General features: G+C 64.8%; 11 protein-coding genes and 1 pseudogene. 3 read left to right on the top strand and 9 right to left on the bottom strand.

All coding sequences use genetic code 11. From position 1 onward, the window contains the following. Positions 1-65: 65 nt before the first annotated feature. Positions 66-2,153 carry a YncE family protein gene (locus Q8X39_RS07920; RefSeq protein WP_305749107.1) on the bottom strand — a complete coding sequence of 696 codons (2,088 nt, stop codon included), beginning with the start codon at positions 2,151-2,153 and terminating at the stop codon, positions 66-68. A 473-nt stretch (positions 2,154-2,626) separates the two neighbouring features. Here Q8X39_RS07920 and Q8X39_RS07915 point away from each other — a divergent pair, with 473 nt between their 5' ends. Next, positions 2,627-7,339 carry a copper oxidase gene (locus Q8X39_RS07915; RefSeq protein ID WP_305749106.1) on the top strand — a complete coding sequence of 1,571 codons (4,713 nt, stop codon included), beginning with the start codon at positions 2,627-2,629 and terminating at the stop codon, positions 7,337-7,339. 201 nt (positions 7,340-7,540) lie between these two features. On the opposite strand, the gene Q8X39_RS07910 is transcribed toward Q8X39_RS07915, so the two are convergent. The 5 genes and pseudogenes from Q8X39_RS07910 to Q8X39_RS07895 all read right to left on the bottom strand — a co-directional run bounded on the left by Q8X39_RS07910 (position 7,541) and on the right by Q8X39_RS07895 (position 15,544). Next, positions 7,541-11,782 carry a beta strand repeat-containing protein gene (locus Q8X39_RS07910; RefSeq protein WP_305749105.1) on the bottom strand — a complete coding sequence of 1,414 codons (4,242 nt, stop codon included), beginning with the start codon at positions 11,780-11,782 and terminating at the stop codon, positions 7,541-7,543. 12 nt (positions 11,783-11,794) lie between these two features. Beyond that, positions 11,795-11,896: pseudogene (locus Q8X39_RS20520) on the bottom strand (calcium-binding protein); the annotation flags it as partial. Then, positions 11,897-14,158 carry a hypothetical protein gene (locus Q8X39_RS07905; RefSeq protein WP_305749104.1) on the bottom strand — a complete coding sequence of 754 codons (2,262 nt, stop codon included), beginning with the start codon at positions 14,156-14,158 and terminating at the stop codon, positions 11,897-11,899. 248 nt (positions 14,159-14,406) lie between these two features. Next, a complete protein-coding gene (locus Q8X39_RS07900) occupies positions 14,407-14,955 on the bottom strand; it encodes a hypothetical protein (protein ID WP_305749103.1) in 549 nt (182 codons plus the stop codon). Positions 14,956-15,271: 316 nt separating this feature from the next. Then, positions 15,272-15,544 carry a hypothetical protein gene (locus Q8X39_RS07895; RefSeq protein ID WP_305749102.1) on the bottom strand — a complete coding sequence of 91 codons (273 nt, stop codon included), beginning with the start codon at positions 15,542-15,544 and terminating at the stop codon, positions 15,272-15,274. A 60-nt stretch (positions 15,545-15,604) separates the two neighbouring features. Between Q8X39_RS07895 and Q8X39_RS07890 the strand changes: the two genes are divergently transcribed. Together Q8X39_RS07890 and Q8X39_RS07885 are read left to right on the top strand one after the other, a co-directional pair. Continuing rightward, complete coding sequence (locus Q8X39_RS07890; protein ID WP_305749101.1) at positions 15,605-16,342, top strand: winged helix-turn-helix domain-containing protein; 738 nt, start codon at positions 15,605-15,607, stop codon at positions 16,340-16,342. Positions 16,343-16,344: 2 nt separating this feature from the next. Further along, complete coding sequence (locus Q8X39_RS07885; RefSeq protein ID WP_305749296.1) at positions 16,345-17,913, top strand: ATP-binding protein; 1,569 nt, start codon at positions 16,345-16,347, stop codon at positions 17,911-17,913. Positions 17,914-17,943: 30 nt separating this feature from the next. Here Q8X39_RS07885 and Q8X39_RS07880 read toward each other — a convergent pair whose 3' ends face one another. From Q8X39_RS07880 to Q8X39_RS07870, 3 genes are read right to left on the bottom strand one after another with little or no spacing between them, the layout of a single operon-like run. After that, positions 17,944-18,642: a type II secretion system protein gene (locus tag Q8X39_RS07880; RefSeq protein WP_305749100.1), complete on the bottom strand. Its 699-nt coding sequence runs from the start codon at positions 18,640-18,642 to the stop codon at positions 17,944-17,946. A 2-nt stretch (positions 18,643-18,644) separates the two neighbouring features. Then, the gene (locus tag Q8X39_RS07875; RefSeq protein ID WP_305749099.1) at positions 18,645-19,157 is read right to left on the bottom strand and encodes a type II secretion system protein; all 513 of its coding nucleotides are present in this window, start codon (positions 19,155-19,157) and stop codon (positions 18,645-18,647) included. Positions 19,158-19,188: 31 nt separating this feature from the next. Further along, positions 19,189-19,668, bottom strand: a complete 480-nt coding sequence (locus tag Q8X39_RS07870) for a type II secretion system protein (protein ID WP_305749098.1) — start codon at positions 19,666-19,668, stop codon at positions 19,189-19,191. Positions 19,669-19,688 lie beyond the last annotated feature (20 nt).

The raw sequence follows: 19,688 nt of genomic DNA, 5'->3' as shown, positions 1-19,688 counted from the left end.
GCGCAGGCCCGGGGTTCCGCAGGAAAACGCAAGGACGAGGATCTTCGCTTCGGGGCTGACCTGCATCAGTTCGATGCGGCACCGGTTTTCGGTGGCATATCGGGTCGGGTGTCTGGCCGTGCGTCGGGCGCGGCATCCGGTGCGGCCCGGGTCACCTCGGGCCCGCGCACGCCGATGTCCAGCAGCGGCGAGCGGTCGAAGGTCAGGCCCAGGCTGCGCGACTGCACCATCACGCGCCAGACGCCGGCGCGCGGGAACTTCTGCCGCACGACATAGACGCCGCTGCCGGGCTCGCGCTCCTGCGCGAACAGGCGCTGCTGCGACAGGCCGGGACGCTCCAGCGCCATCGCCTGCAGGTCGGTGATGCCGGTCAGCGGCTGGCCGGTCTGGCCGTCCTTCAGGCGGATCAGCAGTTCGCCCGCTTCGCCGGCGCGCATCTCGGCGCGCGGGGCCTGGCCGGGCCGGGCCGTGTCGCGGCTGCTGCCTGGCAGGGTCTGGCTGGCCACGCGGGCCGAGCTGCCGGTGTAGGTCTGTTCGCCGAGCTGCCAGGTGACGTCGATGCGGCGGCCGTCGGCGGTCGCGCCGGTGTCGTCGACGTTGAGGGCCCAGCACTGGGTCAGGCGCGGCTGTTCGAGCAGCGTGGGCAGGCTGTAGAGGCCACCCCGATCGAGCCGGACCACGCCGGAGTAGACGCCCGGCTCGGTCTCCTTGAGGCTGCGGTCGACCACCTTGAGCGCGCGTGCGGCGCGGCTGTAGGTGGCGTAGGTGCCTTGCGGCGCCATCATCCCCTCGGTGTAGTAGTACAGCGCGGTATCGGGCGCGCTGCCGAGCAGCATCGAGCCGGGCTCGGGCGAGGGCGCCATCAGGTCGGCCGGTCCGATGTGCTCGGGCAGGCTGGCGGGCGTCTTCTGGAACACCGGCAGTTCGTTGAGGGCCAGCCGGCCCTCGTCGAGCGCGCGCAGCTCGACCATCTGCACGCTGCTGCTGCCCAGGCCGCGGATGAAGGCGAAGCGCTGGGAATAGACGATCTGGTCGGGCTGGGCCACGACCTGGCCCTGGGCGACCAGCCGGCTGTTCGCGGCATCGACCGCCATCAGCGTGCTGCTGGCGGTGTGAACGGCCAGCACGTGGCGGCCGGACGGGTCGGCGCGCACGGCGCTGACGGGCTGGGGCAGGGCGATGCGGGCGAGCGGCTTGCCGTCCTCCAGGTCGATGACGGTCAGCAGCGGCGCATTGAGGCTGCCGATGTAGGCCCGCCGCGCCAGCGCGCTGTGCGTGACCGCCAGCGGCGTGCCGCTCACCGGCACCCGGGCGATCACCCGGGCGGCCTGCGCATCGACCAGCGTGACCTGGTTGGATGCGCTGCTGGTGGCGACCAGCCGCCGGCCGTCCTCGCTGATGGCCAGCGCATGCGCGCCGTCGCCGATGGTCAGCTCCTGGCGCTTTTCCAGCGCGGCCACATCCACGCCGACCAGCTTGTCGCTGTCGTCCAGCGCGACCCAGACGGTGCGCTCGTCCGGGCTGATCACCAGCCGGCGCGGCTTGCCCTCGCCCAGGGAGATGGTCTTGATCAGCTTGTTGTTGGCCAGGTCGACGACGGCCAGCTCGGCGCGGTCGGCCAGCGTCACGAACAGGCGGTCGAGGCCGCGCGCATGGACCCAGTCGGTGCCGACGCCGGGCAGGCGGATCAGCGCCTCCAGCTTGGTGTTGTTGAGTTGCAGCAGCGGGTTGATGACCGAGATCGACGCATCGGCATTGAGCGTCAGCAGCTGGAAGCTGTTGAGGTCGCGGTCGGCCCGCTGGGCCAGCCGGCCGCTGGCGAAGCGGCGGATCTGCGTGTTGCAGGGCTCGGCCTGGTCGCCGCCTTGCCGGCTCATCCACATGCGGGGACGCAGGCCACGCAGCGGCGTGCCGCTCAGCTCGTCGGTCAGGCGCAGCGTCAGCGACAGCGGCTGGCCCAGCGGGACCGCGGTGGCACCGGGCGCGCTCAGCGTCAGCTCGGCCTTCACGCCGGCCTGGGTGTGCTGCTGCACCAGCGGCAGCCGGTCGCCGGCCTGCGCGGCCGACAGCGCGCCGATCCCGGCCAGTGCGAGTGCCCAGCCGCGGCGCGACATGCCTGCTTGCGCCCGGTCACCTTCGGTTGCAAGGGCCACGGGACCCGTTTGGGGGTTTGTTGAAGCGTGACTGAAGTCACGGAACCAGCTGACGACGCGATTCATGGATGAGTCTGAAGGCCGAAATAAGTCCGGCGGGGGTTCTGCGGAAAGTGACGGGTGCCGATGTTGCCCATCAGCACCGTCGGATGTCCATCCGGCAAGGCGGTGCCTGTGTCACGGATTGGTCCTTCTTGGGGAGTCAAGTCCTTGATTTGTCGAATCGTTCACCGTTTGTCTGCCAGGCCGCCGGGCGTTCGGCGGTGTACGGGTCGGGGCATCTGCGCGACGACCGTTCTGAAGGTGTGAAGTGTTGCAGGACTTGTCCACTCATCCTCGGGGAGGGCTGTTCGCAAGCTACCAGCCTTAAGTGATACTGAATCCAGACCAGGGAGATGGGTATCCCTCCTGGGCGATTTCGCCCGATCCATCGACCCGACAAGCAAACAGCTGTATCCAACAGGGGTGACTCCGTGAATCAATTTCGCATCGTTCGCAAGGTCGGGCCCGGCGCGCTGGGCGCTCTCGCGGCGGCCTTGAGCCTGGCCTGGCCCGCCGTCGCGTCGGCCCGCCCGGCCGGCACGGTGGTGGCGGACGTGGTCGCACTCGACCAGTCCATCGTCTACAACCGCTTCGGTTCCTTCAATCCCTACGGGATGATCTACGCGCTCAAGCGCGACGTGGTCGACCTCGACACCGGCCTGACGCTGGACCAGCCGGGCGCCAGCGCCAAGCCCTGCCGGGTCGCGCTGCGCGAGGGCAAGCGGCCCCGTCCGCTGGTGCTGCGCGGCAACATCGGCGACAAGCTCGAGGTCAACTTCACCAACCTGCTGTGCGTGGACGCGCCGGGCACGCCGGGCAATGACCCGTTCGCGGAAGTCGAGCCGCTGGTGCCCGAGATCCCCGAGCCGGGCGTGGTCGAAGCGCCGGTGCCGCCGAACGGCTTCAGCCGCCCGGCCACTCGCTCCGCGTCGATGATGTTCAACGGCCTGACGCACGACACGACCTTCCCTGGCTACAACACCTGGGACCCGCGCGTCACCGGCATCTCCGGCATCAACCCCGGCGAGTCCATCACCTACCGGCTGGTGCTGGAGCGTGAAGGCGGCCACCTGTTCCACGACAACGCCATGCCCGCTGGTGGCGAGGGCGACGGCGGCTCGACCGTGCTGGGCCTGTTCGGTTCGGTCAACGTCGAGCCGGCTGGCTCGAACGTCTACCGCAGCCAGGTCGGCCGCGACGTGATGCAGGCCACCCGCGTCAACGGTGTCTTCAACTACGACGCGCTGGACGCCCAGGGCGTGCCGCTCCTGAACGTCCACCGGGACCTCGGCGGCAACCGCTGGGAGGTCGTGCATCCGGACATCAACGCGATCGTCCAGGACTACGCCGTCGTCGACGACGGTGTGGTCTCGTCCAACGAGAACTGGTTCCGCGAGTTCACGACCATCTTCCACGACGAGCTGAAGACCGTTCAGGCGTACGGCGACGCCTTCGACCACACCGGCGCCGGCGTCGGCCTGCGCGACGGTTTCGGCATCAACTACGGCTCGTCCGGCCTGGGCGCGATCGTCGCGGCCAACCGGCTGGGCGTCGGCCCGGCCGCCGGCTGCGCCGAATGCGCGCTGGAAGACTTCTTCCTGACCTCCTGGGCCAACGGCGACCCGGCCATGGTCGTCAAGTACGACGCCGACGGCCGCCCGGTCCAGCAGTACGAGGACGATGCCGGCAATGTCCACCACAGCTATGTGGGCGACCCGGTGCGCTTCCGCGCGATGCAGGCTGGCGTCAAGGAAACGCACGTCTTCCACCTGCACGCCAACCAGTGGTTCGCCAAGAGCGGTGCCGGCAGCGACAAGTCGAACTACCTCGACAGCCAGACGCTGGGCCCGCGCCAGTCCTACACCTACGAGATCGCCTACACCGGCGCCAACCGCAACCTGTCGGTCGGCGACGCGATCTACCACTGCCACATGTACCCGCACTTCGGCCAGGGCATGTGGTACCTGTGGCGCAACCATGACGTGTTCGAGGACGGCAGCCGCCGCCTGCCGGACGGCGAACTGGGCCTGGGCACCAACCCGCTCACCGGCGAAACCAGCGGCGGCGCGTTCACGCCGGCCGTGGTGCCGATCCGCAACCAGGCGCTGGCCCCGCAGCCGAGCTATGGCGTCACGGCCACGCCGGGTTTCCCGTTCTTCGTCGCTGGCGAGGCCGGCCACCGCCCGCCGCAGCCGCCGCTGGACCTGACCGCCGACAGCCAGCTCGGCCCGACCGGCGTCGGCCGTCACGTGATGACCGGTGGCGAGCGCGTGCTCGGCGCCGGCGTCGCGGCCGGTGACCTGTCCTCGGTGCTGACCTCCGCGCAGATGAAGCTGCTGCCGCACGGCGGCACGGCGCTTGAGCGTGCGGCCATCGATTTCCATGCCAAGGCCGCCGGCCACGCCACGGTCAAGCCCGACGGCTCGGCCGCCGTCTTCAAGGTCAACGGCAAGCCGGCCGCCCCCGGCGCACCGTTTGCCGATCCCTGCCCGTCGACCGCACCGGTGCGCCGCTACGACGTGTCGGTGATCCAACTCGACCTGGTGGTCAACAAGGCCGGCTGGCATGACCCGCAGGCCCGCATCAACGTGCTGTCCAGCGAGGTGGGTGACTACGAGGGCAAGACCCGCACGGCCGATCCGTTCTTCTTCCGTGCCCATTCCGGCGACTGCATCGTCTTCCGCCACACCAACCGCCTGCCGGCCGAGCTGAACAAGGACGACTTCCAGGCCCGCACGCCGACCGACACGATCGGCCAGCACATCCACCTGGTGAAGTTCGACGTGCTGGCCTCCGACGGCGGCGGCAACGGCTGGAACTACGAGGACGGCACCTTCGCCCGCGATGCCCTGAAGGAGCGCGTGCACGCGGCCCTGCATCACGGCACCGTCACGGTGGTCCGACCCAACGGCAACGAGGTCGTCAAGCCGGCCGCCGAGGTGCTGCCGCCGGCCGAGAACGTCGGCTTCCAGACCACCATCCAGCGCTGGTGGGCCGACGAGGTCTTCGACAAGCAGGGCAAGGACCAGACCCTGCGCACCGTGTTCACGCACGACCACTTCGGCGCGTCGTCGATCCAGCAGCACGGCTTCTACAACGCGCTGGTGGTCGAGCCCAAGGGCACCCAGTGGCTCAAGCCGGACGGCACGCCGCTGTCCACGGGCGTCGGCCCGGTGGCCATCATCCGCGGCGCGGACGACCGCAAGACCCACCCGAACTTCCGCGAGTTCATGCTCGCCAGCGCGGACTTCTCGCTGCTCTACACGCAGGACGGCAAGCCGGTCGACCCGCCGGCCAAGCCCGAGGCGATCTCGGCCGGTCACCACAACCCCTACCTCGTCAACTACAAGAACGAGCCGATCCCGCTGCGCCTGGCCGAATCCGGCGATCCGGCGAAGATCTACGCCGACAAGCGTGGCGACACCGCCTTCGCCTTCAGCTCGACCGTGCACGGCGACCCGTTCACGCCGGTGCTCAAGGCCTACGAAGGCGAGCGCGTGCAGCTGCGCATGATCCACGGCGCCCAGGAAGTCCAGCAGGTCTTCACGCTGCACGGCCTGCGCTGGCGCCGTGAGGTCGGCGATAGCACGTCGACCTGGGTTGGGGCACAGGAGATCGGCATCTCCGAGCACATGGAGGTCAACACCGGCAAGCTCGCGCCGATCACGACCGCCGAAGGCACGCGCGACTACATGTACCACTACGGCACGACCGACGCGCTGTGGAACGGTGCCTGGGGCATCCTGCGGGCCTACGACAAGCCCGGTTCGGTCGATCCGGTCAGCAAGCAGTCGATCCAGAACGCCCTGCTGCCGCTGGACGAGACGGTCACGGCCGAGTCCACCGGCCTGAACAAGCTGGTCCAGTCGCTGATGGCGGCCGACAGCTGCCCGACCAACTCGATCCGCCGCACCTACAACGTCCAGGCCTGGGCCGCCCGCGACCTGCTGCCCGGCGGCACGCTGGTCTACAACCAGCGCGCCGGCATCACCGACCCGACCGCCCTGATGTACGTGCATGCCGGTGACGTGGCCAAGCTGCGCACCGGCCTGGCCAAGCCCGAGCCGCTGGTCATGCGTGCGAACGCCGGTGACTGCATCGTCGTCAACCTGACCAACAAGCTGCCGGCCAACCTGCCGGTGCCGGACCTGCCGGGCGACGCCGACCTGCCGCGCACGGTGGCGCTCAACGCCGATCACCTCAAGCCGTCGAAGTTCGTCGGCATGCACGCTGGCGTGCTGAGCTTTGACCCGCGCAAGAGCGACGGCGTCAACGTTGGCTACAACCCCGAGCAGCTGGCCGGCCCGGGCGAGACCCGCCAGTACGTCTGGTATGCCGGTCGCATCAAGTCCTTCGACGCGGTCTTGGGCATGACCGAGGTCGGCGTGCCGATCGAGTTCGGCACCGTGCCGCTGCGCGCCATGGGCGACGTGGTCAAGCACGGCTCGCAGGGCATGGTTGGCAGCCTGATCGTCGAGCCCCGTGGCTCGACCTGGTGGAACGAGGCCAACACCTCGACCTCCGGCGCGGCGACCTCGACCGTGGCCACGATCCGTGACGGCAAGAAGGTCTTCAAGGAGTTCGTCGTCCACTACCAGGACGGCCTGAACCTGCGCAAGGACGGCGCCCAGGCCAACGAGATCAAGCAGCATTGGGTCGGCGACGATTCCTACGACTTCGGCGAGCGGGCGATCAACTACCGCACCGAGCCGCTCTGGTCGCGCATCGACTACAGCGCGCAGCCTTACGCGGCCTGCCAGATGTCGCTGGTCGTCTCGGGTGACATCAACCCGTGCGTGCTGGGTCCGAACCTGATGGTCGACAACGACGCCCGCCTGCCGACCGACGTGCGCGGTCTGCCGGTCGAGACGCCGGTGTTCTCGGCCAAGGCCGGCCAGTCGGTGCGCTTCCGCGTGCTGCAGGCCGACGGCCGTGCCCGCCAGCACAGCTTCCGCGTCATCGGCCACAACTACGCCGACCTGGGCATGGAAGGCTTCCTGGCCACCGGCGCCAGCCTGATCGCTCCGGGCAAGGCGGTCACCGCCGACCTCTACGGCGGCGCCAAGCGCGGCTACTGGCACTACCGTGACGGCCCGACCATGTTCGTGAACACCGGCATGTGGGGCTTGTTCAAGGTGGATTGATGTCTGCCCCTCGCCCGGGAGGCCACGAACGGCCGCTGGCGGCCTGCGGAGCGGTCCGACATTCGGCCCGCCTAAGTCGACGCTCCAGGCTGCAAGATGGAAGGGCTTTCAGTTGTCGTCGCCCGCAGCCTGCGGCGGTCCATCGATGAGACACAAATGAATGCGCGCGCCCTCGAGGTGTGAATGGGCGATTCGATGCCGTCAGATCACGGCCAGATGCTGGCCTGACAGAGCCGAGGGCTTGTTCGAGAGGATGGCGAACGGCAACAAGGCGGCAGTCCCATTGCCGGAAATGTCGTAACTGAGCGTCCCGGTCGACTTGTCGCAAACGATCCAATCGTTCCCTCCGATGGCTGAAGAGCCTGCAAATTGGAAGTTGTCCGTCAGGTCCAGGTCTCCTGCGAGACGCGCAAACACCACATCGTCCAGCGCAAGTCGGTCGCCTTGATCGATGTTGAAGTCGGTCAGGGTGTCGAGGTTGCCGCTGGATGCAGGTGCTGAACTGAAGACGAATCGATCTGCGCCAATCCCTCCGGTCAACGTGTCGTTGCCGGCACCGCCGGATAGTGTGTCGTTGCCCGCACCGGCGGACAGCGAGTTCATGGCGGCATTGCCGGTCAAGACGTTGCCACAGGCGTTACCGGTGCCATTGATGGCGTAGCTACCGGTCAGTGTCAGATTTTCCAGATTGACGCCCAAGGAGTAGGTCACGCTGGATTTGACGGTGTCGGTGCCTTCGCCAGACAGTTCGGTGAGTGTGTCAGTGGTGCTGTCGACGAAGTATGTGTCATCGCCAGATCCGCCGCTGAGGGTATCGGTACCAGCGCCACCATCAAGCGTGTCGTTGCCAGATCCGCCGGACAGAGAATTGTTGGCGGCATTGCCGGTGAGGACGTTGGCCAAGGCGTTACCGGTGCCAATGATGGCAAAGCTACCGGTCAGTGTCAGATTCTCCAGATTGACGCCCAGGGTGTAGGTCACACTGGAGTTGACGGTGTCGGTGCCTTCACCAGCCAGTTCGGTGAGCGTGTCGGTGGTGCTGTCGACTAGGAAAGTGTCATCGCCAGATCCACCGCTGAGGATATCGGTACCGGTGCCACCGTCGAGTGTGTCGTTGCCAGATCCGCCGGACAGAGAATTGTTGGCGGCATTGCCGGTCATTCGGTTGGCCAATGCATTGCCGGTGCCGTCAATGGCAGCCGCGCCGGTCAACTCAAGGTTCTCCAGGTTGCTGCCCAGAGCGTCTGTGACGCTTGAGCGGACAGTGTCGGTGCCTTCGCCGGTCAGTTCTGTGATGGTATCGGTGGTGCTGTCGATGATGTAGGTGTCATCGCCTGTACCGCCGTTCAGCGAGTCAATGCCCGATCCACCATCGAGTGTGTCGTTGCCTGCTTCTCCCCTCAATATATTGTTGCCATAGTTGCCTGAGATCAGGTTTGACAGACTGTTTCCAGTTCCCTGAAGTGCCGAGACTCCAAGGAGGGTAAGGTTGTCAAGATTATCGCCCAGCGTGTAGTTGATCGACGAATTTACGGTGTCAACGCCGGAATCCACGACTTCGACGATCGAGTCGCCAGGGACGTAGGTTGAAAACAACTTCCCAAGCCACCCGCCGAATGGGTATTTTCTGTAAGGTGCGCAGTCGACGAAATAAGTATCGTTTCCAGCGCCGCCGATCATGGTGTCGGCGCCAGCACCACCATCAAGAATATTGGCTGCCGCATTGCCGGTGAGGACGTTGGCCAAGGCGTTGCCGGTGCCATTGATGGCGGTGTTACCGGTCAGTGTCAGATTCTCCAGATTGACGCCCAAGGCGTAGGTCACGCTGGATTTGACGGTGTCGTTGCCTTCACCAGCCAGTTCGGTGAGTGTGTCGCTGGCGTTGTCGATGACATAGGTGTCGTCGCCCAGGCCACCGATCAGGGAGTCGGCGCCGGCGCGGCCGTCGAGGTTGTTTGCGGCGGCATTGCCGATAATGACATTCACCGCGCTGTTCCCCGTACCGTCGACCGATGAACTGCCCGTCAGGGTAAGGTTCTCGAAGTTGATTGCCAAGGTGTAGGAGGCACTGGATTTGACAGTATCTGTGCCTTCGCCAGCCAGTTCGGTGAGCGTGTCGGTGGTGCTGTCGACGAGGAATATGTCATCGCCAGATCCACCGCTGAGGGTATCGGTACCAGCGCCACCATCGAGTGTGTCGTTGCCAGATCCGCCGGACAGAGAATTGTTGGCGGCGTTGCCGGTGAGGACGTTGGCCAAGGCGTTCCCGGTGCCATTGATGGTGGTGCTACCGGTCGGTGTCAGATTCTCCACAGTGACGCCCAAGGAGTAGGTCACGCTGGATTTGACGGTGTCGGTGCCTTCGCCAGCCAGTTCGGTGAGCGTGTCGGTGGTGCTGTCGATGAAGAAGGTGTCATCGCCAGATCCACCGCTGAGGGTATCGGTACCAGCACCTCCATCGAGTGTGTCATTGCCAGATCCGCCAGACAGAGAGTTGTTGGCGGCATTGCCGGTGAGAACGTTGGCCAGGGCGTTGCCGGTGCCATTGATGGCGGTGCTACCGGTCAGTGTCAGGTTCTCCAGATTGACGCCCAGGGAGTAGGTCACACTGGATCTGACGGTGTCGGTGCCTTCGTCAGCCAGTTCGGTGAGCGTGTCGGTGGTGCTGTCGAAGAAGAAGGTGTCATCGCCAGATCCACCGCTGAGGGTATCGGTACCAGCGCCTCCATCGAGCGTGTCGTTCCCAGATCCGCCGGACAGGGAATTGCTGGCGGCATTGCCGGTGAGGACGTTGGCCAAGGCGTTGCCGGTGCCATTGATGGCGGTGCTACCGGTCAGTGTCAGATTCTCCAGATTGACGCCCAGGGCGTAGGTCACACTGGATTTGACGGTGTCGGTGCCTTCACCAGCCAGTTCGGTGAGTGTGTCGCTGGCGTTGTCGACGACATAGGTATCGTCGCCCAGGCCACCGACCAGGGAGTCGGCACCGGCGCGGCCGTCGAGGATGTTTGCGGCGACGTTGCCGGTGATCACATTCACCGCGCTGTTCCCCGTGCCGTCGACCGATGAACTGCCCGTCAGCGTAAGTTTCTCGAAGTTGGTGGCCAAGGTGTAGGAGACACTGCATTTGACGGCATCTGTGCCTTCGCCAGCCAGTTCGGTGAGTGTGTCGGTGGTGCTGTCGACGAAGAATGTGTCATCGCCAGACCCACCGCTGAGGGTATCGGTACCAGCGCCACCATCGAGTGTGTCGTTGCCAGATCCGCCGTACAGAGAATTGTTGGCGGCATTGCCGGTCATTCGGTTGGCCAGTGCGTTGCCGGTGCCGACGATGGCACCTGTACCGTTCAGCTCAATGTTGTCCAAGTTGCTGCCCAACGTGTACGTGACGCTGGATCTGACGGTGTCGGAACCTTCGCCGATCAACTCCGTGATGGTGTCGGTGGTGCTATCCACGATGTAGAGGTCGTCGCCCGTGCCACCAATGAGGGTGTCGACGCCTGCGCCACCGTTGAGCGTGTCGTTGCCTGCGCCAGCATTCAGCGAATTGTTCGCCGAATTTCCGGTCAACGAATTGTCGAGTGAATTTCCGGTGCCAGTGACCGAGGCTGTACTCGTGAGTACAAGATTTTCCAGATTGTCGCCAAGAGAGTAGCTGATTGGCGACTGGACTGTGTCATTGCCTGAGTTCTCGTCCTCTACAAATAAATCTCCTGGAATGGTGCTGGTTCTGACACTCGTTATCGTCGCCATCCCCGGGCGATAGACTGGCTTTAAAACGGTGACTTGCGTGATACAGTCGACGATGTATGTGTCGTCGCCCGCGCCTCCAATCATCGTGTCGGCACCTGTCTTTCCGTCTAGAAGGTTGTTGGAGTCGTTGCCAATCAGCTTGTTCGGTAAGGTGTTTCCACTTCCATCGATCGAATCGTATCCGAGCAAAGTAAGGTTTTCGACATTTTCACTCAGCGTGAATGTCGCCGTCGATCGAACCTCGTCAGTTCCTTCGGAATTCATTTCGATGATGGAGTCGGTTGATTCGTCTACATAATAGATATCATCGCCACTTCCACCCGCCATCTGGTCCGTGCCTGCTCCACCAAGTAGGGTGTCCTCGCCAGTTCCCCCATACAGGCGATCATTTCCTGCATCGCCGCTGCATCGGTCATTTCCGGCGCCGCCATCGATCGAATCGTTGCCATCACCCCCGTCGAGGACGTCCGCGTTTGCGCCACCTGTCAACGTGTCGTTTCCACCCCGCCCGGCCATGATGACGCTTCCAGATCCCGAGGTCTTGAAGACGTCTTGACCTGCGCCGCCTAAGGCAGCTTCGACCTCGGAAACGCCGAGATCGAGCGTGACCCCCTTCGTATCGTCAACGATGGCCACGTCAAAACCGGAGCCGCCGCGCAGATGAGAAAGGTCGTCGCTGCTGTCGATCACCAGCGTGTCATCGCCTGGACCGGCGCTCAAGACATCGCGGCCAGCTCCCCCGCGCAGCCAATCATTGCCTTTGCCGCCCGTGAGCCTGTCATTTCCGCCCCGACCGTCGACCACCTAGTTGGTGTTGTTGGTGCTGATCTGGTCCGCTGATTCGCTGCCGATGGCTCCGTTCGTGAGTGTGTCCAGCGTTACCTTTAAGGGATTCGTGCCGGCACTGATGATGTCGCGACCATCTTGCAGATGTATGTGACTCGCGTCCGCAACCGATGAACTAACAGTCTTGAGTCCCACGCTCTCGACCGTGTAAGTGACGTCGGCGACTCGATGCTCCGAGATGACACCTGAGATCTTCATCTTCATCGTGCCCATCGCGTTGATGGTGGCGCCGTCGGTCGAATAGGGTGTCGAGCGCGTCGGCCCGGAAATCGACGTGATTCCCCAAGCGGTCAGGGTCTTGAGTTCGCTGGGAGCGCTGATGCCGTCGCTGTTGAGGTCTTTCCACACCAACAGCTTGGAGAAATCTCGATCGGCGGAGGTGACGTTGCCATCGTGATTGGTGTCGTACAGCGTGATCAAGGCCGTCAGATCGGTATCCTGGGCTGCGGTCCGCGCGGCAAACGAGATTTCCTTGCCTTCACTGACCTGTCCATCGCCGTTGAGGTCAGCGACCAAGAGCGCATCGTCCGGTGCGACCCATCCTGTGTGGTGCAGATAACCATCCGCCAGACTGTCGAAGAAGACCCTTGATTTGCTCAGGCCTATCAGTTCGACGCCATCACCGTCCAGGTCCAATACGACAGGCGTGCTGTCGCCGTCGCTGCCGTCGGACGACGGCGAGGGAGGCGGCGCAGAAACCCCGGGCGTAGAAGAATCATCAGCGTCGTCCGACGGGTCTGTGGTCGGATCAGGAGATGGAGATGGAGATGGAGATGGAGATGGAGATGGAGATGGGGCTGGGGCTGGGGCTGGGGCTGGGGCTGGGGCTGGGGCTGGGCTTGGCGAGTCAGTGAACGACAAATTAGGTGAGGAGGTGGTTTTGCCGCCGCCGGCTGACGCATCTGAACCATCGGTTGCGCCTGTACTGGACACGCTGCCGTCACCGTGAACGGTGAGCGTGCTTCCATCGTCAAAGGTGATGGTCGTTTCCGGTTTGGGTGCAGGTGCCGGTGTTCCTGATGAACTGCCACCACCGCCATCACTCCCCCCCGTGCCGCCTGGCCCTCCAGTTCCAACTGGAGTGGGTACCGCTTCGGGCGGCTGCGGCGCGGGTGTCGGCCCCTTTAGCGTCGTCTCGGTTTCCTTGACGTGATTCAGCGTTTCAGCCACCTTCTTCGTGGCATCGTGCGCACCGCTGCTGTCATCCCCAGTGGCGGAGGCCGTGTTGTCCGGATTGGATGCCACGGTCACGTCTGGCGCTTTGCCGTCTTCGGTCAGGTCGTGAAAGTCCTTCTTGATGGTTCCATTGGATTCTTGGCGATCCGTTCTTTCTGCCGCTGTGATGGGCGTGATGTCCCCGTCTTTCGTGGCTTGTGTGCCTACGAACTTGTAGGTCTCTTCGCCATTCTTGTCGGTTCGTGTTTCAGTCACGGTGTAGCCGAAGTCATCCGCCTTTCTGGAGTAGACCGTCTGGCTGCCGTCCGGGTTCGTCACCACCATGTGGTACTCGCCTGTGATGGCATTGCTGTTGATCGACGTTCCATTCTCGTAGTGATAGGAGATGGAGCCATCGGCCAGCTGTTCAGGTACCTTGAGTTCCGTGCCGGGCGGAATCTTGTTGAGGTCAGGCACGTTCGGATTCGTGGCTGCGACGGCCGCCTTGAACTTGTCCCAATCCTTCACCCCGTCGGGCTTGTTTTTCTGTGCCGCATAGGCATCCCACACGGTGCCACCTGCCTTGATGGTGACGGAGTGATCATTGCCTCCCTCGTCACCAATGTACTTCGATGGATCGCGGGTTGCAGCATCAGGGGGTGGTTTTGTGTTTTCCGAGTCATTTTCTTTTCTGCTGAATAGTGATCCAGTTGTTTGAAGCTTGCTGCCGTCCGGGAAGCCCAGGTCGCGCAAATTGGCGGCGTCGTTGAGCAACGGGAGCGTTTGCTGAATGTGGGCATCAACTTGTGCTTGTTGGGCAGCAGTCAGAGGGGTCTCGACGACATTTCCATTGGCTGGGTCAATCGTGAGTCCCTTGGCCTGTGCATAAAGTTGATACGCGCCTGCTGCTACTCCAGTTGCCAGCGCTGCGGCTCCAACTGCGACCACGATCGGTCCACTTGCGCCAGTGAGAACAATCGCAGCACCAACTGCGCCGGCTATGCTTCCAACGACGGATGCGATATCGGATTTCTTGATGGGTTCGTTGTTGTCTCTGGATGTCATTATGCTGTCAATCGCAATCCCAAGAGACGCCAAAGAAAGTACGCCGCCGGCTAATGGTATTGATTTGCTTGTTGCTGGGCCTAGCGTGGCGATTTCCACGACTGCGTGCGCAGTTTGCACAGTACCCAGGACAACTCCTGTCGTATTGACGGTTCGATCTGGATTGATGGCGCCAGCTCCAGTGTTTGCAGCATTTTGCCCTGCGTTCATTGTGGTTGTCACAACCGTGAAAATCGTAGGATTCGTACTCATTTCATATCTCCCTTGTTGATTCTATGAAATCTTATCCATTCGGCGAACATGAAGATCGCGGCGACAAAAAAGGTGCACGAAAACCAAATGGTTGGATTCCTGTGGTTTCTGTGTGAATTCGTATAGTTTGAAAGTGCCGCTTCGTATGTTAGTATTATTTTATTGTTGCAAGCCAGGCTGAAAACTTGATGGCGATTACCTGAGTTTCCGATCAGTGCGCGTCCCTGTGCGATGCATTTTTTTCCAACCAGATCTCTTTGCGCCTTCATGGGGATGCCGCCGTAGCTTGCAGGTTTCAGACTTAGAGTTGGGAACTCCATCGTCATCATGACTTCGTTTTCTAGTCGCACTTTGAGTTGTGGATTGAGGTCTCGCTGTGAGACGACTTCAAACTTGTAGACATCAAGTTCAGCCAGATTCGGCGGAGGGTTGAGCGTCGCAAACCAATAGTCATGTGCATAGAGAAGTGCGCCACTAATGATGATGAGGATGGTGACCCGAAAGTCCCTCAGGCGTGGTTTGGCGCGTTTGTCGTACTGGGACATGATGTGATTTGGAGTTGGCTTGTCGCGATTGAATAGCTTCTAGCGAATGAATTCTGGCGAATCATCCAGTGTGCTGCTTTGCTGCTTGATGCGTGTGACTTCGATCTGGAGCGTTTCAGGCTGTCGGATGGCAGACCTCAAGTGTTGGTTCTGTCGATAGACTGCCATAACGTCTGCCGCGTGTGGATGGAATTTGGGTGAAATCATTGAAAGCCCTCTCCCCAAGCGAGTTCTGTGGCTGCTTGAGTTTTGCTTGGGTTTATTGAGCCCGATGGGTGAAATTGGATTCGTTGTCACGACAGACTGCCTGCTTCATTCAGGTTCTGAGTCGATCGAACTTGCTGGGCAGATCGGGCGCCAAGTCGTCCCATCTGTCGCCCGGCGCGCGCTCCATGTGACCCTTGGCGGCCTTGCCCCACTGCTGCCCCCGGGCCGCATCAACGATGTCGCCCTGCGCGTCGTCATTGCCGACCTCCACGCCGCCCTTGGCGTTGGTTTGTTCATTTCCGGCATGGGCGACCGTCCGTGACTTGATCCAGGTCGACGCTTTAAGGCATTCTTCAGTTTCAAGGCGCTTCTGACGCGGCATCTGCACACGTCATTTCTTAAGGCTTGGATATCCTGAGCACTTCTGAAGGAAGACCTGAACATGCGCCTGCTGCTTGCTGAAGACGATGCCCTGCTGGGCGATGGGTTGCGCGCCGGATTGCGTGCGATCGGTTTCCAGGTCGACTGGGTCCGGGACGGGCTGGCCGCCGAGCGCGAGCTGTCCAGCCAGGCCTACACCGCTGCGGTGCTGGATCTGGGCCTGCCGCGCATCGACGGGCTGGACGTGCTGCAGTCCATCCGCAAGGCCGGCGTGAAGACCCCCGTGCTGGTGCTCACGGCCCGCGACGCGGTGCCCCAGCGCATCGAGACGCTGGACGCCGGGGCCGACGACTACGTCGTCAAGCCGATCGACCTGCACGAGCTGGCGGCCCGGCTGCGCGCGCTGGTGCGGCGCTCGCACGGGCAGGTCCAGGACCTCATCCAGGTCAATGGCGTCGAGCTGGACCCGGGTGCCCGCGAGGTCCGGCTCGAAGGCCAGCCGGTCAAGCTGTCGACCCGCGAGTTCGACCTGCTGCACGCGCTGATCCTGCGGCCCGGCCGGGTGCTGACCCGCGAGCAGCTGGAGAGCCACCTCTACGGCTGGGGCGAGGAGGTCGGCAGCAACACCGTCGAGGTCCACGTCCACCACCTGCGCCGCAAGCTCGGCAGCCAGCGCATCCGCACGGTGCGGGGCGTGGGCTATGCCTTCGCGCCGTCGGCTGCGGCGCCGCCGGCCGGCACGCCCTCCAGCGACGGCCCACCGGCCGAAGGCGGCCTGACCCAGCCGGCCTCGCTTTGAACATGACCGCCCGCCGCTTCAACCAGTCGCTGCAGCAAGGCCTGCAGTGGCGCGTGCTCGGTGCCGTCGTGGCGCTGTGGGCAGCGGTCGCTGCCACCACCTGGTACCGCATGAGCGAACAGGTCGATGACCTGCTCGACGGTCACTTGGCCCAGGGCATGGCGCTGCTGATGGCGCTGCAGGTCCAGGACCACGAGTTCGACGAGATGCTCACGGCCGACCACATCGCCGTCGACGAGGGCACGCCGGACGGCCGACCGCCGCAATGGTCCGGCACCGATGCCGCCGAGCTGGCGCTGCACAAGTACGCCACCAAGGCGGTGTTCCAGGTCTGGTACCAGGGCCAGTTGCTGCTGAAGTCGACCGACGCACCGACCGCACCGCTGGCCGAACTCAAGCCCGGCTTCTCCGACACGAACGTCAAGGGCGTCGCCTGGCGCGTCTACACCGCACCGGCAGTGCGGCCCGATTCCTACGTGATCATGGCCGAGTCGATCGAGGCCCGGCACGACATCGTCAACGCCGTGCTGCGCGACTCCTGGCTGCCGCTGATCGCCGGGCTGCCGCTGCTGGCGTTCGCGATCTGGCTGGCGGTGCGCCAGGGCCTCGTGCCGCTGAACCGGCTGGGTGCGCAGGTCAGCGCCCGCAAGCCCGAGGCGCTGGACCCGATCGACGCCGACGAGTCGCCGCGCGAGCTGGCACCGTTGATCCAGGCGCTCAACCAGCTGTTCGTGCGCATGCGCAACTCGCTCGAATCCGAGCGACGCTTCACGTCCGATGCCGCGCACGAGCTGCGCACGCCGATCGCCGGCATCCGCGCCCAGGCCCAGGCCGCCCTGACCGTCAACGACCGCCACGAGCGTCACCAGGCGCTGATCGGCACGCTCGAAGGCTGCGACCACGCCGCCCGGCTGGTCGACCAGCTGCTGCAGCTGGCGCGGCTGGAAGGCGCGCGTGCCAACGGCGAGGTTCATCGCCAGGTGGTCGACGTGCTGGCTGTCGCGCGCGAGGAGGTTGTCGAGGCCGCTGCGGCGACCTTCGAGTCCGGCCACGAGCTGGTGCTCGAGACCGATCCGGACCATGCCGGCGCCTGGGCGCTGGCGGCCGATCCGGTGCTGCTGGGCATCCTGTTGCGCAACCTGATCGACAACGCGCTGCGCTACAGCCCGGCCGGCTCGACCGTGCAGGTCACGCTGGCCGGACCGGATGCGCAGGGCCGGCTGTCGGTCTCGGTCGACGACAGCGGTCCGGGCCTGCCGCCGGCGCTGATGCAGCGGCTGGGCGAACGCTTCTTCCGTGCCCGCCAGAACGATGCGCCGGGCAGCGGCCTGGGCTGGTCGATCGTGCGGCGCATTGCCCGTGCGTTCGAGCTGGAGGTGCAGGTCGGCCGCTCATCGACCTGGGGCGGCCTGCGCGTGACGTTGAGCTGGCCGCATGTCCCGGCGCGCGTGCTGCCGGGGTCGGTGCCGGCCGAAGCGGAGGCCGTCGCCTCGACGCCGCCGTCGAGGGCCGTGATGCCGTCGGAGCCGCTGGTCGGCCTGACGATCGACGAGCGCGACTGGGTGATCTGAGACAGGGGCGCGGGCGCCGGGACGGCGGCCTCAGCGCCCCAGTCCGGGCGTGCTCGGCCGCAGTGGCGTCAGCGGACTCGACGGGTTGTTCGTGCCCTGGCCGATGCCGAAGTTGCCCTGCGCGGCGGCGCCGCCGCTGGGGTTCGAGAAACCCTGAAGCGGCGATGAGCCCGGGCTGCCGAAGCCGTTCGATCCGGCGGCGCCCGATGCCGCATCGGCCGGTGCGCCGGGCAGGTTGTTGATGCCGCGGATGTTCACCACGAACTGCCAGTCGGCATAGCTCTCCGCCTCGGCGAACTTCTCCAGCCCGGCCGGGAATCCGGTGCGACGGAAGGGCAGGCCGGTGGCGGCACTGCGCACGCCGACGATCTGCTCGGCGCGCAGGATCAGCTTGATCGGCTCGCCGGGCTTGAGCGGGTCGCCATAGGCCTGGCGCAGGTGCCGGCGCGAGGTCGGGAAGCGCTTGTCCTCCAGCAGTTCCTCGACCTTGACCGGCAGCTTCTTCACGCCGCCGGGCGTGGCGTTGTAGTAGGACTCGATGGCCGCCCGGTACTGCTGGCCGACCCACAGCAGCTCGGCCTCGGCATCGCGCTGGCGCTCGTCGGCCGCTGCCTGGCCCCAGTTCGCGACCGTCCAGCCGGACGCCGCCAGCAGCACCAGGAAACCCAGCAGCACCGCGCCGCGACGGCTGTGCGGCGCGGCTGTGCCCGGTGGAGGCCGGCGCGGCATGTTCAGCGCTCGAAGTCGGGTTGCTGCGTCACCGTCACGGTGATGCGCGCGCCGTTGGCCACCGGACGGGTCGACGGACCGTCGCTGCCATTCCCGCCAGCGTTCTTGCGCGGCCGGCCGTCCTGATCGTTGCCGGTGCTGTCGACGTCGATGACGTTGCCCAGCGTGATGTCGCTGGGCGCGATGACGACCCAGGTCGGCGCCTCGACGAACGGATCCGGCGGGATGGCGCGCAGGTAGCGCTTGGCCACCAGGTCCTCCAGCCGGTCCGGATACTTGCCGGTGTCGCCGTAGTGGCGGTCGATGGCCTCGCGCATCAGCGTCAGGTTGCGTTCGAGCACCTTCTCCTTGCCGCGGTCGAGCGCGTCCAGGTAGCGCGGCAGCGCCACCGTCAGCAGCAGGCCGATCAGCGTCATCACGACCACCAGCTCCATCAGCGTGAAGCCGAGCAGGCTGCGTCGGCGGGGCCGGGCCGGGCGGGCGGGGCTCGAAGGGGATGACGGGGAAGGTTTCATCGCATCGATCGGGTGGAGGGTGAGCGCGGGCTCACCACTGGCGGTAGGGCACGCCGTTCAGGCCCTTGCCCTCTGCCTTGGAATGCACGTCGAAGACGTCGTCGCCCGAACGCGGATCGTCCGGCGGGCTCTGGTAGCTGCGCAGCGCCCAGCTGCGGGCGGCCGGCAAGGTCGGGTCGGCAAAGGGATCGCGTGGCACCCGGCGCAGCAGGTAGAGCTTGCGGGTGGTGGTGTCGCCGACGCCCTTGGTGACCAGGTCGATGCCCTGTTCGAGCACCTCCAGGTTGGGCGGATAGCCCGAGTCGCCCGGCTTGCGGGCGATCTGGCCCTGATCGGCCGCCTGCTTGTGGCGATCGAGCGCGCCTCGGATCTCGCGCAGCGCCACGCGCAGTTCCTGTTCCTTGCTGCGCTGCACGGCCAGCTCGGCCATCGGCGCGGCGACCATGGCCAGCACGCCCAGCAGCGCGAGCGTGACCACCAGCTCGATCAGCGTGAAGCCGCGAGAGCGCATCTGGCCTCCGGTGCGCACGG

Source organism: Leptothrix discophora (assembly GCF_030705305.1).
Classification (GTDB): Bacteria; Pseudomonadota; Gammaproteobacteria; order Burkholderiales; family Burkholderiaceae_C; genus Sphaerotilus; species Sphaerotilus discophorus.
The sequence above is the reverse complement of the archived record's forward strand: the minus strand, read 5'-3'. Positions and strand labels throughout refer to the sequence as shown.

What these genes read in the sequence shown, in the direction of transcription:
- Q8X39_RS07905 (WP_305749104.1), bottom strand. Translation starts at nt 14,158, where the DNA reads ATGACATCCAGAGACAACAACGAACCCATCAAGAAATCCGATATCGCA.
- Q8X39_RS07900 (WP_305749103.1), bottom strand. Translation starts at nt 14,955, where the DNA reads ATGTCCCAGTACGACAAACGCGCCAAACCACGCCTGAGGGACTTTCGG.
- Q8X39_RS07885 (WP_305749296.1), top strand. Translation starts at nt 16,345, where the DNA reads ATGACCGCCCGCCGCTTCAACCAGTCGCTGCAGCAAGGCCTGCAGTGG.
- Q8X39_RS07880 (WP_305749100.1), bottom strand. Translation starts at nt 18,642, where the DNA reads ATGCCGCGCCGGCCTCCACCGGGCACAGCCGCGCCGCACAGCCGTCGC.
- Q8X39_RS07890 (WP_305749101.1), top strand. Translation starts at nt 15,605, where the DNA reads ATGCGCCTGCTGCTTGCTGAAGACGATGCCCTGCTGGGCGATGGGTTG.
- Q8X39_RS07875 (WP_305749099.1), bottom strand. Translation starts at nt 19,157, where the DNA reads ATGAAACCTTCCCCGTCATCCCCTTCGAGCCCCGCCCGCCCGGCCCGG.
- Q8X39_RS07895 (WP_305749102.1), bottom strand. Translation starts at nt 15,544, where the DNA reads ATGCCGCGTCAGAAGCGCCTTGAAACTGAAGAATGCCTTAAAGCGTCG.
- Q8X39_RS07870 (WP_305749098.1), bottom strand. Translation starts at nt 19,668, where the DNA reads ATGCGCTCTCGCGGCTTCACGCTGATCGAGCTGGTGGTCACGCTCGCG.